This is a genomic window from Pseudomonas sp. PGPPP4 (assembly GCF_002256045.1).
Taxonomy (GTDB): Bacteria; Pseudomonadota; Gammaproteobacteria; order Pseudomonadales; family Pseudomonadaceae; genus Chryseomonas; species Chryseomonas oryzihabitans.
Genome location: NZ_NKID01000006.1, coordinates 115,194 through 127,617 on the forward strand (window position 1 = coordinate 115,194; position 12,424 = coordinate 127,617).

Genomic DNA, 12,424 nt, shown 5'->3' on the forward strand with positions numbered 1-12,424 from the left:
CCTGGGCGTGGATAAGGCTGCGCCGTTATCCACTCTACGCGGCTACCCCCTCTCCTCATGGGAGAGGGCTGGGGTAAGGGTATTCCCGGACATGCCGATGGCCAACGGACTGTTGGGCATCGCTGCGCTCAACCCAACCTACACGGTGCCCGATCACACCGAACTGCCCCCTCTCCCCTTGGGAGAGGGCTGGGGTGAGGGCACTCCCGGACATGCCAATGGCCAATGGACTGTTGGGCTTCGCGGCGCTCAACCCAACCCACCAGGCCCAGCCCTGTAGGTTGGGTTGAGGCGGCCTTATCGCCGAAGCCCAACAAGCCGCGCATGACCTCGGCACCGTTGGGCTTCGCTGCGCTCAACCCAACCTGCGGAGCGCCGTCAGTTACAGGATATTCAGCGGATACTCGGTGATCAGCCGCGTCTCGGCCACGGTGCCGCCGGTGCTCTGGCTGCCGGAATGCCAGGCCTGGCGCAGGCGGAAGCTCAGGTCCTTGGCCGGGCCGTTCTGCAGGACGTACTTGGCCTCCAGATCGGTCTCGTGTTCCTTGTCGCCGTCGCCATAGAGACCAGCGTAGGCCGAGTCCGCCGCCAGGTGGGTGCCGTCGATGCCGCTGCCGCGGGTATGGCGCACCATCAGGCTCAGGCCGGGCACGCCATAGCTTTCCATGTCGAGGTCGTAGCGGGCCTGCCAGCTGCGCTCGCCCGGGCCGTTGAAGTCGGAGAACTGCATCGAGTTGCCGAGCAGGATTGAGTCACCAAAGGACCCCGGCACCGGCGCGCCGAAGACCGCGTAGTCGAAGGGCTGGTCGCCATGGATACGCTGGTGGATCAGGGTGAAGGTATGGGCGCCGGTCTGGAAGGCAGCGGCCAGCGAGCCGGCGGTGTTGGCGATGCTGCCGGCTTTGGCGCTGCCGGCATCCAGGGTGCGATAGAGGTTGGCGTCGAAAGTCAGACTCTGCTCGGCGGCCAGCGGCACCACATAGTTGAGGTTGCCGTAGTACTGGTCCCAGACATCTTCGAAGTGCCCGGCATAGAGCGAGGCGCTGAGGTGATCGCTGAACTTGTAGACGCCCCCGGCATAGCTGGCCGAAGCCGCTTCGACCCCCGCGTAACCGGCGAAGATACCGCCGTCCGAACCGGTGGTGCGTGGCGCCGTGGCGGCGGTGAAGTGACCGCCTTCGAGCATCAGGTGATCGACCTCCTGGCTCACCAGGCTCCAGCCCCGGGCGGTCTGGGGAAACAGCCAGTTGCCGCCTGCCGCCAGCACCGGTGCCGTGGGCTGCTGGTCGCCATACTTGAGCACGGTGTTGGAGACGCGCAGCTTGACCGCCGCCCCGCCCTTGCTGAATTCGCTGCGCTGGCTGCCGTCGCCGTCCACCGGCATGTTCGGGGTGTTGGCGTGGCCGTCGCCGCCGTCCAGCTTGAGACCCAGATAGCCATAGGCATCCACGCCCACGCCCACGGTGCCCTGGGTGAAGCCCGAGGTGTAGTTGAGCAAAAAGGCCTGGGTCCAGCTGCGCGGATCGCGACTGTTGCGCGCCGCGGCGCCATGGCCGTCGCCTTCGTTCTGGCGCAGGTAATAGTAGTTGCGCAGCAGCAGGGTCAGGTCACCGTCTTCGACGAAGCCCTTGGCATCGGACTGCTGGCTGGCCAGGGCGGCGCCGGTGAGGAGCAGGCCGGGCACGCCGAGCAGCCAGGCGCGCTGGCGGGCAAAGGGGGAAAACAGCGATAGGGTCATGGGCGGTTCACTCAAGGGTTGGAATCGTTAGGTCGCGAACGAGTTTGCCAGCTAGCGCCGGTGCATACCACTTGGCTGACCGTCGTCATCGTCCGGTAACCTCCCTGTGCTGCGCTGGCGGTTCGCCCCTTTTCGCCAGAGCGCCGCCATGTTCAGCCAGCCCTTTGCCGTCGATCTCGCCTATCGCCCGCGCCTCGCCGACCTGCGTCCCCTGCTGCCGGCGCAACCCGCCGGTCTGAGAAGCGCCGAGCCGCGCATCACCCCCGCCGCCAGCCTGGCCGATCGCCAGGGTTACCAGGCCGATTTCCTTGGGGACTTCCAGGTCCCCTGGCCCCGTCCGAGCGCGGCCCTGGCCGGCGATGTCTATCCCCTGCCCGCCTCGGGCGACCGCCTGGACTACACCCACTTCTCAGTCAGCCTCTCGCGCAGCCGGCGAATGGCGCTCTGGGTCGGGGTCAATATCGCTGGCGACCAGCACGTCGAGGTGCCGCGCAGTCGCGACGCCTGGGCCTACGACGGCCGGGTGCCGCTGGAGGCCCAGCTCGGCGAGGCGCTCTATGCCGACAACCTGCTCGACCGTGGCCACCTGGTGCGCCGCCAGGATCCCAACTGGGGCGCCGCCGCGGCCCAGGCCAATACGGACACCTTCCACTTCACCAACTGCGCGCCGCAGATGGCCGCCTTCAACCAGAAGACCTGGCTGGAGCTGGAGGACTACATTCTCGACAACACCCAGCGCTGGCAGGCACGGGTCAGCGTCTTCAGCGGCCCGGTCCTGCGTGCGGATGACCGCGCCTATCGCGACGCCCGGATCCCCGAAGCCTTCTGGAAGGTGGTGGCCTTTCTCGGTGACGACGGCAAGCCCTCCGCCAGCGCCTACCTCATCGACCAGCGCCGCGAACTGGACGAGCTCTCCATCGCCTTCGGTCGCCTGCGCACCTACCAGTGCAGCGTCCTGCGCATCGAGCAGCTGACCGGCATCGACTTCGGCCCCCTGCGCGACCACGACGGCTTCTCCAATGAAGAGCGGGTCACCGGCAGCCCCGTCGAGCGGGCCATTTTCGGTCCTGCCGACATCCTGCTCTAACCCGGCTGCACGCAGGCGCGCGGCAGGCTATTGCGCACCCCCAGCGCCGCCAGCAGGATCACCCCGACCAGATAGAGTTCGGCGGCGCCGGTCAGGCCCAGCCGGGGCACCAAGGCGCTGACCGCCAGGGCCGGCAGGCAGAACGCCAGGTAGCTGAGCACGTAGAAGGCGGCCAGCAAGCCGGCGCGCTGGGCTGGTTGCGCCAGCGGCAGCAGGCTGCGGGTGGCGCCGAGAAAACCGCTGCCGAAGCCGACGCCGGTCACCAGGGTGCCCAAGGCGAAGAGTCCCAGCTGACCGCTGGCCACCGCCAGCCAGAGCAGCGCCGGACCGGCCACCAGGGTGCTCGCCCCCAGGCGCAGCAGGCGCGCCGCCGGCCAAAGGCGCAAGCCGTGCAGACAGGCCGCACCGGTGAGCGTGAGGCCGGCCACCACGCCGCCACCGACCAGGATCGACGTCGTACCGGTCGCCGCCTTGACCAGCGCCGGCATCAGCGACAGATAGAAGCCGCCCACGGCCCAGACCGCCAGTTCCAGCGGCAGGACCCGCCAGAGCATGGCGCGGGCCTGGGGCGGCACCGCCAGCTGGGGGCGCAAGGCGGCGAGCAGACCCGGCCGGCGCGGACCGCTATCGGGCAGGCGCAGCAGCGCCAGGCCCTGCAGCAGAAAGAGCGCCAGGAACAGCCGATAGACCAGTTGCAGCGGCGCCGGCGCGAATTCCACCAGCAGGCCGCAGCCCAGCGCGCCGAGCGCCATGCCAAGCAGCGGTGTCAGGCTGTTCAACCAGGGACCGCGCTCGGCATCCACGTCGAGCAGGGCCGCACCCAGGGCACTGGTGGCGATCCCGGTCGCCAGGCCCTGCAGGGCGCGGGCGAGCACCAGGTCCGCCAGGCCATGGGCCTGGTGGAACAGCAGCATGGCGCCCGCCTCCAGCAGCAGCGCCGCCAGGATCACCGGCCGCCGCCCCAGGTGATCGGACAGCCGCCCGCCCACCACCAGGGCCGCCAGCAGGGCGAAGGCATAGACGGCGAACACCCAGGTCAGCCAGAAGGTGGAAAAGCCCCAGGCCTGCTGGTAGCTGGCATAGAGCGGGGTCGGCGCGCTGGAGGCGGCGAGGAAGGTCAGCAGCACCGCGCCCAGCAGCGTCAGGCGTGCAGAGGAAGAGCCGTTCAGCGAAGACATGTCCGCACCTTAAAGCTAAGTAATTGCTTTAAAGCCTGAACCCTTCCCGCAGCAAAAGCAATGCGTTCGCGTTAAGAGCCGGGTATCCTGTCACCATGACCAGCAAGCAAGCCCGTCCCGGCGGCCGCAGTGCCCGCGTTCAGCAAGCCATCCACGAGGCCGTCCTGGCGCTCCTGCAGGAGCAGCCCCGGGAAGCCCTCACCGTCCCCCTGATCGCCGCGCGCGCCGGGGTCACGCCCTCGACCCTCTATCGCCGCTGGGGCAATCTGCCCAGCCTCCTGGCCGACGTCGACCTGCAGCGTCTGCGCCCGGACCAGCCGCCCGAGGACACCGGCAGTCTGAGAGGCGATCTCGAACGCTGGCTGGAACACTATGTCGACGACCTCGCCTCCACGCCGGGCCAGGCCATGCTCAGGGACGCCCTGGCGGCCACCGATCCGGGCTGCGCGGTGCGCTGCACCGAGCCGACCCGGGAACGCCTGGAGCTGCTGCTCGAACGCGCACACCGGCGTGGCGAACCGGCACCGACCCTGGACGTCCTGCTCGATGGCCTGGTGGCCCCGCTGATCTATCGCACCCTGTTCGGTGGCGAGCGCCCTGACCTGGCGCTGTGCCTGCAGCTGCTCGCCCGGGTCCTGCGGCCAGACCGTTAAGCGAGGCGTCACCCCTGAACGACGAGGCCCGGACTGTCGCCAGTCCGGGCCTCGTGCTTGGTCAGCGGATCCCGCGGGATCCGCTGGATGCTGCGCTTAGGCGGCAACCACCTTGTTGGCCGGCTGGGTACGACGACCCAGGGCGCCACCGATGGCACCGACGATGCCGCCGATCACCAGGCTGATCAGCAGGACCCAGCTGGCCTGGGAGACCTTGCGGGCAGCCACGTCAGCCGCTTCGCGAGCCTTCTGCTCGGCCTGGGCCTTGAGTTCCTGGTACTTGGCATAGGCCTGCTGGTAGGTCTGCTGGGCCTTGTCGACGATGGCATTGGCCTCGGCGTCGCTCTTGCCAGTACGGGCCTTGATCAGGTTGACCAGCGCCTGACGGTCGGCGGCGTTCCAGGCCTGGTCGCCACGCTGCTTCAGACGATCCAGCAGGGCACTCAGCTGGTCATCGGTCTGCTGCGGATTGTTGGCGCTGTTCTGGGCAGTGTTCTTGGCATCCTGTTCGGCGCCCTGAGCCTGCTGCTTCAGATTCTCCGGCTGCAGTTCGGTCTTGCCGGTCTGGCGCAGCGCGGTTTCCAGTTCGTTCTGCAGATCACCCAGGTCGAGCTGGATGCCCTGCTGACGCAGTTGGTCCTGTACCTGGTTGGTCAGCGCCGGTGCCGCCTGGGACAGGCCGCTGCCGATCATCGACAGACCGCTGCCCGCCACGTTCAGACCGGTACGCACCACGCCGCTCACGGCGCTGGACACCAGATAGACGCTGACCAAGGTCACGCTGGCCCAGACCAGGATGCCGTGCAAGGCGCCTTCGCGCTGGGCCAGGCGACCGGCGATCCAGGCACCGACGAAGACCGATACCACGGCGCTGACGCCGACCCAGATACCGGTGCCCTTGCCCAGGCCGGACAACGGATTGGCTTCCTGCTGCGGATCGATGGAAGCCGAGCCGATGGCGGTGCCGAGCAGGCTCAGCAGCAGCGACACGGTCAGGGCGATGACCACGCCGGCGATGATCGAACTCCAGGAAATACGCTTCAGCAGCGGTGCGGTAGCGGTGGCCGTGGTGGCCGCATAGGCTGGGGTGTGGCGAGCGTCGTAGGACATGGCAAGTGCTCCAGGGTGGTTATGGGAAGAACTTATTGTGGTAACGGATTGATACCGTCACGCTTTTAGAAGTTCCCAGACCAGCATTCCAGAGCCACCAAAGGTCGTCAGACCTCAGTTATCCGCTATCCGAGGAGGATATCGGCCAGCAGCTTTACATTGAGCACCACGATCAGCCCGGCGATCGCCCAGGCCAGCACCTGTGTGAGCCGACCGATCACGAAGCTACCCATCAACTGGCGATCCGAGACGAAGCGCACCAGTGGGATCACCGCGAAGGGCAGCTGCATGGACAGCACCACCTGGCTCAGCACCAGCAGCTTGGCCGTGCCGCTTTCCCCATAGAGACCGGTCACCACCACCACCGGGATCACGGCGATGCCGCGGGTGATCAGCCGCCGCGCCCAGTCGGGAATGCGCAGCGACAGGAAGCCTTCCATGACGATCTGGCCGGCCAGGGTCGCGGTGACCGTGGAATTGATGCCCGAGGCCAGCAGCGCCACCGCGAACAACAGCGAGGCGATACCCACGCCCAGCATCGGCGACAGCAGATGGTAGGCGTCCTGGATCTCGGCCACGTCGGTGCGCCCGGCGCTGTGGAACACCGCCGCCGCGGTGATCAGGATGGCCGCGTTGACGAACAGCGCCAGCATCAGCGCCAGGGTGCTGTCGGCCACCGCCCAGCGCAGGCCCATCCGGCGCCCCTCCTCGGTCCGCGGATAGGCGCGGGTCTGCACGATGGAGGAATGCAGATAGAGGTTATGGGGCATCACGGTGGCGCCGATGATGCCGATGGCCAGGTAGAGCGCAGCCGGATTGGTGACGATTTCCGCCTTGGGCAGGAAGCCGTCGGCGATCGCGGCGATGGACGGCTGGGCCAGCACCATCTGCACGCCGAAGCAGACGAAGATTAGCGTCAGCAGCGCGATGACGAAGGCCTCCAGCCAGCGAAAGCCGCGATTCATCAGTAGCAGGATGAGAAAGACGTCCAGCGCCGTGAGGATGGCGCCCCACATCAGCGGGATGCCGAACAGCAGATTCAGCGCGATGGCGGTGCCGATCACCTCGGCCAGGTCGCAGGCGATGATGGCGATCTCGCAGGCGATCCACAGCAGCAGGCTCACCGGCCGCGAATAACGCGCGCGGCAGGCCTGGGCCAGGTCCAGCCCGGTGGCGATGCCCAGCCGTGCGGCCAGGGCCTGCAGCAGGATGGCCATGAGGTTGGAGAGCAGGATCACCGACAGCAGCAGGTAGCCGAATTGCGAGCCGCCGGCCAGGTCCGTGGCCCAGTTGCCCGGATCCATGTAGCCCACCGAGACCATGTAGCCGGGGCCGAGAAAGGCCAGCAGCCGCCGTAGCCAGCTGCCGCCCTCGGGCACCGGCACGCTGGCATTCATCCGCCCCAGACTGGGCCGGGCGGACGGCGCAGGCTCCTGCCAGGCAGGCTCGACGTAGCTGGCGGATTCTTTCATGGCGGACTCGTGCGGCAAGGTAGGACTACCCTTTGGAGAATTTAGCCTAGGCTAAAATTCACACATCCAGCAATAAAAAATCTCTATCTCATCCGTCGATATCGCCCATTGGCGAAGGAATCTTTGGTATTCGCCCGCAACTCGGTCAAAATGGCGCCCGATCGCGTCCTCTCGACGCGCCCCAGGTCTTTGCGGAGAAGGTCATTCAGGTGGGCAACATGACAAAGGACGACGAACTGCTGAATCGGTTGGTCGATCCATCCATTCACATGGAAGGTTTTCAACAGGTCCGCGAGGCGCATCGTCAGGAGCTGATCGAAGACTATGTCGAGCTCATTTCCGACCTCATCCGGGACGGCGGTGAAGCCCGTCAGGTGGACATCGCCGCGCGCATCGGCGTGGCCCAGCCGACCGTGGCCAAGATGCTTAAGCGCCTGGCCACCGCCGGCCTGATCGTGCAGCGCCCCTATCGCGGCGTCTTCCTCACCCCCGAGGGCGAAGCCCTGGCCGAAGCCAGTCGCGCCCGCCATCATGTGGTCGAGACCTTCCTGCTGACCCTGGGCGTGGACGCCGATACCGCACGGCGCGATGCCGAAGGCATGGAACACCATGTCAGCGAGGCCACCCTGGAAGTCTTCCGGCGTTTCATCGCCAGTCGTCAGGCCTGACGGCTGCGGCTTTAGTCGAAAGTCGCTGCGCTTCCCTTAAGAAAATCCCGGCACCGTCGAAGTAGTGGAAGTCATACTTTCACTCCTCTCGGTGTCCTGCCATGTTCAATCGCCTTCTCAAGACCGAACTCGCCCAACTGCGCGCCGAGGTCGCCGAATTGCGTCAGCTGCACGCCGGCTTCGAAAGCCAGGCGCTAAGTCTCACCGTGGATGACCGCGGCAACGTCGAGCGGGTCAACGAGCGCTTCTGCCGCGAGATGGGCTATCGCGCCGAGCACGTGGTGGGGCGTCCGCTGGATGCCTTCATTCCGGAATACGTCAAACAACTGCCCTGCTATCGCGACCTCAAGAATGCGCTCAGCCAGGGCCAGCAGACCAGCGGCATGTACCGCCTGCTGCGGGCCAACGGCCAGGAAGCCTGGCTCTATGCCACCTGGCAGCCGCTACGCGACGCCGACGGCCGCATCCACAAGACCATCTGCTACGGCAACGACCGTACCGAACAGGTCGAGACCTCCACCGAACACTCGGGGCTGATCAACGCCCTGCTGAGATCCACCGCGGTCATCGAATTCAACCTGGCCGGCGAGGTGCTCACCGCCAACGATCGCTTCCTGCAGGGCATGGGCTATTCGCTGCAGCAGATCCAGGGCAAGCACCACCGGCAGTTCTGCACCAGCGAAGAAGCCAATTCCGCCGACTACCAGGCGTTCTGGGCGCGGCTCAATCGCGGCGAATTCATCGCCAGCCGCTTCAAGCGCATCGACAGCCATGGCCGTACCGTGTGGCTGGAGGCCTCCTACAACCCGGTGCTCAACACCCGTGGCGAGCTGTACAAGGTGGTGAAATTCGCCACCGTGATCACCGAGCAGGTGGAGCAGGAACAGGCGGTGGCCGAGGCCGCCAGGGTCGCCTTCGACATCTCCCAGCAGACCGACGAAAGCGCCCGTCAGGGTGCCGAGGTGGTGCAGGATACCGTCTCGGTGATGCGCAAGATCGCCGAGGAGCTGCAGGTGGCTTCCAACGGCATCGAGGCCCTGGGCGAGCAGTCGCTGGTGATCAGCACCATCGTCAAGACCATCAGCGGCATCGCCGAACAGACCAACCTGCTGGCGCTCAACGCCGCCATCGAAGCGGCGCGGGCCGGCGAGCAGGGTCGCGGCTTCGCCGTGGTGGCCGACGAGGTCCGCCAACTGGCCGGCCGCACCAGCAAGGCCACCGAGGAGATCGTCGGCGTGGTGCAGCAGAACCAGCAGCTGGCGCAGACCGCGGTCGCCAACATGGCGGCGAGCAAGCACCAGGCGGAACAGGGCCTGCAACTGGCCAACGCTGCCGGCACCCGCATCACCGAGATCCAGGACGGCGCCCAGCGCGTGGTGGGTGCGGTGGGTCAGTTCGCCCGCCGCCTCAACTAGCGCGCCCGTCTCAGGCCGGCGCCGGACGCCGCCGGCCGAGCAGCCCCAGCGCGGCCAGGGTCACGCCCAGGCTGACCAGCAGGCACAGCCCGAGCAGACCGCGATCCCCCCAACTCTCCCGCGCCAGGGCATAGCACCAGGGCGCGGCCGCCGAGAGCAGAAAGCTCGGCGCCAGCAGCTTGCCGGTCAGGCGCGCATAGAGCGCCCGGTCGAACAATTCCAGCGGCAGGCTGGCTCGCAGCACCGCCACCAGGCCGTTGAGGGCGCCATAGAGAAAGACGAAGCCGGCGGAGAGGCCCAGATGGCCTTCGCTCGCCAGCGCCAGGGCGAAACTCAGCGGCAGGCCCAGGCCCAGCAGCAGATTGAGCTGGCGCGCCGAAAGCCGTTGGCCGGAAGCCAGTTCCGCCAGCCGCGCGCAGACCTGACCGATTCCCCACAGCGCCGCCACTCCCACCGGCACCCCACGCTCGGCCAGCAGCGCCGGCAGATGCGCCGACAGTCCCGCGGAAAGAAAGCCGATCAAGGCCATCCCGGTGGCGAATAGCACCCCGGCCAGGCGTGGCGAACCAGCCGCCGCCGCGACGGGCACCTCGGCACTGGGCAGGCGCCCCCGCACATTGGGCAGCGGCAGAAGCAACAGCAGACCGGCCAGGGCGATGCCGGCATAGACCACCAGCCCCAGGCGCCAGCCCAGGCCCTCCAGCAGCCAGTGCCCCAGTGGCCAGAACACCGCTGAGGCTAATCCACCGAGCAGGGTGATGCGCACCATCACCGCCCGCGACCGCTCACCGGCCAGCCGCGCCAGGGTGGCGAAGGCGGCGTCGTACAGCGACAGCCGCATGCCCACGCCCAGGGTCACCCAGGCCAGGTAGAACAGCGGCGCCGACTGGGCCGCGGCCAGGCCCAGGCAGCCCAGGGCATCAAGCACCAGGCCGAGTTGCAGGGTGCGACAGCCGCCCAGGCGTTCGATCACCGCGCCGCTGAAGGGCGAGACCAGGCCCATGGTCAGCATCGCCAGGGAAAAGCCGCCATAGACCCAGCGCGCGTCCCAGCCCAGCCCCGCGGCCATCGCCGGACCGTAGACCCCGGGCAGATAGAAGGCCAGGCCCCAGGCCAGCAACTGCATCAGCCCCAGCTGCCAGATGGCGCGATCGCTCGGCATCGGCGTCATCAGCGGGTACCTGGGGTCCGCTCGCCCTCACCCAGGCTGCGCTGCATCAGCACCGTGTCCACCCAGCGCCCGTGCTTGAAGCCCACCGCCTCGAAGGTGCCGACGGTGCGAAAGCCCAGCCGCTGGTGCAGGGCGATAGAGCCCTGGTTGGCGCTGTCGCCGATCACCGCTACCAACTGGCGAAAGCCTGCCGCCGTGCAGGCCGCGACGACCTCTTCCAGCAGCCGGCGGCCGATACCCTGGCCGCCCAGGCCGTCACGCACGTACACCGAGTCTTCCGCGGTGTGGCGATAGGCCGGTCGCGGGCGATAGAGCACCGCATAGGCATAGCCCACCACCTCGCCGTCCAGTTCGGCCACCCGGTAAGGCAGTCCGGCCTGGCGCACCGCGGCCAGGCGACGACCCAGTTCGGCCAGGTCCGGCGGCTCCAGCTCGAAGCTGGCGCAGCCATGCAGCACATGGGAGGCATAGATGGCCTGGATCGCCGGCAGATCGGCAGGGGTGGCATCGCGCAACTGCAGAGCGGTGTTCACGGAAGAGATCCATTCGCGGGGTCGATAGGGCGATCATGCCGGGACGGCCAGCCAAAGATAAAGCTATGCTCGGTTATCACTGGTATAAGCGAAACCTTGGCATGGCCGACCTCAATCTCACGCAGCTGCAGACCTTCGCCCAAGTCGTCGCCACCGGCAGCTTTTCCGCCGCGGCCGATCGCCTGGGACTGAGCCAGCCGGCGGTCAGCCTGCAGATCCGCCAGTTGGAGCGCCGTCTGGGCCTCAAGCTGCTGGAGCGCCTGGGGCGCGGCCTCAAGCCCACCGCGGCGGGCCGTCTGTTGCTGGACCACGCCGAACGGATCCAGACCGCGGTGGACCAGGCTCTGCAGGCGCTGGCCAGCCACGGCGAGGCGGTCGCCGGCCGGGTCGCCATCGGTACCGGCGCCACCGCCTGCATCCATCTCCTGCCGCCGTTGCTGGGCCAGTTGCGCCAGCGCTTTCCGCAGCTGGATGTGCGGGTCAGCACCGGCAACACCCTGGACGTCCTGCGGGCGGTGGAAGACAACCGCCTCGACCTGGGCCTGGTCACCCTGCCCGCCAGCGGTCGCAACCTGCAGGTGGAACCCCTGCTGGAGGATGCCTTCGTCGCCCTGCTCCCGCCTGCCAGCTCGTTACCCACGGGTGCGCTGGCCCCGGCAGACCTGGCCGAGACGCCGCTGCTGGCCTTCGAGACCGGCAGCAGTACACGGCTGCTGATCGACGACTGGTTTCGCCGCGCCGGCCAGGCCAGCCGTCCGGTGATGGAGCTGGGCAGCATCGAGGCGCTCAAGGAACTGGTGGCCGCCGGCCTCGGCTACAGCCTGGTGCCCGGCATCGCCGTGGCCACCGAGCACCATCGCCACGGACTACAGGTTCAGCCGCTGGCACCGCCCCTGACCCGCACCCTGGCCCTGGTGCTGCGCCGCGACAAACCGCTGAGTCGCCCGCTGCAGCAGGTACTGGAAGCGTTGCGACAGCTGCGCCGCTGATAGGGGCTCGACCAGACGCCCACCACGCCCTATCATTCAATGATTCAACGATCCTTGTACTATTGAACCATGAATGAAGAGCTTGCCGTTTCCGCCCTCGCCGCCCTCGCCCACGCCCAGCGCCTGAAGGTCTTCCGCGCCCTGGTGGTCGCGGGCACGACCGGCCTTACCCCCAGCCAGTTGGCCGATCAGCTCGAGGTAGCCCGCAGCAACCTCTCCTTCCACCTCAAGGAACTGGCCAATGCCGGTCTGGTTTCGGTGGAACAGCAGGGCCGCAATCTCATCTATCGCGCGGCCTATGACCAGATGAATGCCCTGCTCGGCTACCTGACCGAGCACTGTTGCGCCGGCGATGATTGCGCGGTCAGCGCATCGCCGCGCTGCTCCTGCTGACCTCCGTCCCTCCACCG

Annotated in this window: 12 protein-coding genes; 6 read left to right on the plus strand and 6 right to left on the minus strand. The window is 67.6% G+C overall.

Features of this window, described 5'->3' with window-relative positions:
• Positions 1 to 382: 382 nt before the first annotated feature.
• Positions 383 to 1,738 (minus strand): OprD family porin, encoded by a 1,356-nt coding sequence (locus CFE50_RS12885; RefSeq protein WP_181110389.1) that lies wholly within the window; start codon positions 1,736 to 1,738, stop codon positions 383 to 385.
• A gap of 148 nt (positions 1,739 to 1,886) precedes the next feature.
• On the opposite strand from CFE50_RS12885, the gene CFE50_RS12890 reads away from it, so the two are divergent.
• On the plus strand, positions 1,887 to 2,825 hold the full coding sequence (locus tag CFE50_RS12890) for a DNA/RNA non-specific endonuclease (protein WP_286734081.1): 939 nt from the start codon (positions 1,887 to 1,889) through the stop codon (positions 2,823 to 2,825).
• Here the strand turns inward: CFE50_RS12890 and CFE50_RS12895 are convergent.
• Positions 2,822 to 4,003, minus strand: coding sequence for an MFS transporter (locus tag CFE50_RS12895; RefSeq protein ID WP_286734083.1), 1,182 nt, complete (start codon positions 4,001 to 4,003; stop codon positions 2,822 to 2,824). The two genes, CFE50_RS12890 and CFE50_RS12895, sit on opposite strands and share 4 nt — an antisense overlap.
• 95 nt (positions 4,004 to 4,098) lie before the next feature.
• Between CFE50_RS12895 and CFE50_RS12900 the strand changes: the two genes are divergently transcribed.
• Positions 4,099 to 4,656: a TetR/AcrR family transcriptional regulator gene (locus tag CFE50_RS12900; protein ID WP_286734084.1), complete on the plus strand. Its 558-nt coding sequence runs from the start codon at positions 4,099 to 4,101 to the stop codon at positions 4,654 to 4,656.
• A gap of 96 nt (positions 4,657 to 4,752) precedes the next feature.
• On the opposite strand, the gene CFE50_RS12905 is transcribed toward CFE50_RS12900, so the two are convergent.
• Both CFE50_RS12905 and CFE50_RS12910 read right to left on the minus strand, forming a co-directional pair.
• On the minus strand, positions 4,753 to 5,766 hold the full coding sequence (locus CFE50_RS12905; RefSeq protein WP_027598276.1) for a YrzE family protein: 1,014 nt from the start codon (positions 5,764 to 5,766) through the stop codon (positions 4,753 to 4,755).
• Between the two features lie 125 nt (positions 5,767 to 5,891).
• Entirely contained in the window at positions 5,892 to 7,238 is a 1,347-nt protein-coding gene (locus CFE50_RS12910) for an Nramp family divalent metal transporter (protein ID WP_027598277.1), read from the minus strand.
• 218 nt (positions 7,239 to 7,456) lie between these two features.
• On the opposite strand from CFE50_RS12910, the gene mntR reads away from it, so the two are divergent.
• Both mntR and CFE50_RS12920 read left to right on the plus strand, forming a co-directional pair.
• Positions 7,457 to 7,906 carry a manganese-binding transcriptional regulator MntR gene (mntR, locus tag CFE50_RS12915; protein WP_241809803.1) on the plus strand — a complete coding sequence of 150 codons (450 nt, stop codon included), beginning with the start codon at positions 7,457 to 7,459 and terminating at the stop codon, positions 7,904 to 7,906.
• A 101-nt stretch (positions 7,907 to 8,007) separates the two neighbouring features.
• A complete protein-coding gene (locus tag CFE50_RS12920) occupies positions 8,008 to 9,321 on the plus strand; it encodes a methyl-accepting chemotaxis protein (protein ID WP_286734093.1) in 1,314 nt (437 codons plus the stop codon).
• A gap of 10 nt (positions 9,322 to 9,331) precedes the next feature.
• On the opposite strand, the gene CFE50_RS12925 is transcribed toward CFE50_RS12920, so the two are convergent.
• Together CFE50_RS12925 and CFE50_RS12930 are read right to left on the minus strand one after the other, a co-directional pair.
• Complete coding sequence (locus CFE50_RS12925) at positions 9,332 to 10,492, minus strand: MFS transporter (protein WP_286734095.1); 1,161 nt, start codon at positions 10,490 to 10,492, stop codon at positions 9,332 to 9,334.
• The gene (locus tag CFE50_RS12930) at positions 10,492 to 11,025 is read right to left on the minus strand and encodes a GNAT family N-acetyltransferase (protein WP_286734097.1); all 534 of its coding nucleotides are present in this window, start codon (positions 11,023 to 11,025) and stop codon (positions 10,492 to 10,494) included. The genes CFE50_RS12925 and CFE50_RS12930 overlap by 1 nt, the downstream gene beginning before the upstream one ends.
• Positions 11,026 to 11,090: 65 nt before the next feature.
• Between CFE50_RS12930 and CFE50_RS12935 the strand changes: the two genes are divergently transcribed.
• On the plus strand, positions 11,091 to 12,014 hold the full coding sequence (locus CFE50_RS12935) for a LysR family transcriptional regulator (RefSeq protein WP_286734099.1): 924 nt from the start codon (positions 11,091 to 11,093) through the stop codon (positions 12,012 to 12,014).
• A gap of 69 nt (positions 12,015 to 12,083) precedes the next feature.
• Positions 12,084 to 12,407 carry an ArsR/SmtB family transcription factor gene (locus CFE50_RS12940; RefSeq protein ID WP_267400189.1) on the plus strand — a complete coding sequence of 108 codons (324 nt, stop codon included), beginning with the start codon at positions 12,084 to 12,086 and terminating at the stop codon, positions 12,405 to 12,407.
• The last annotated feature ends 17 nt before the right edge of the window (positions 12,408 to 12,424 follow it).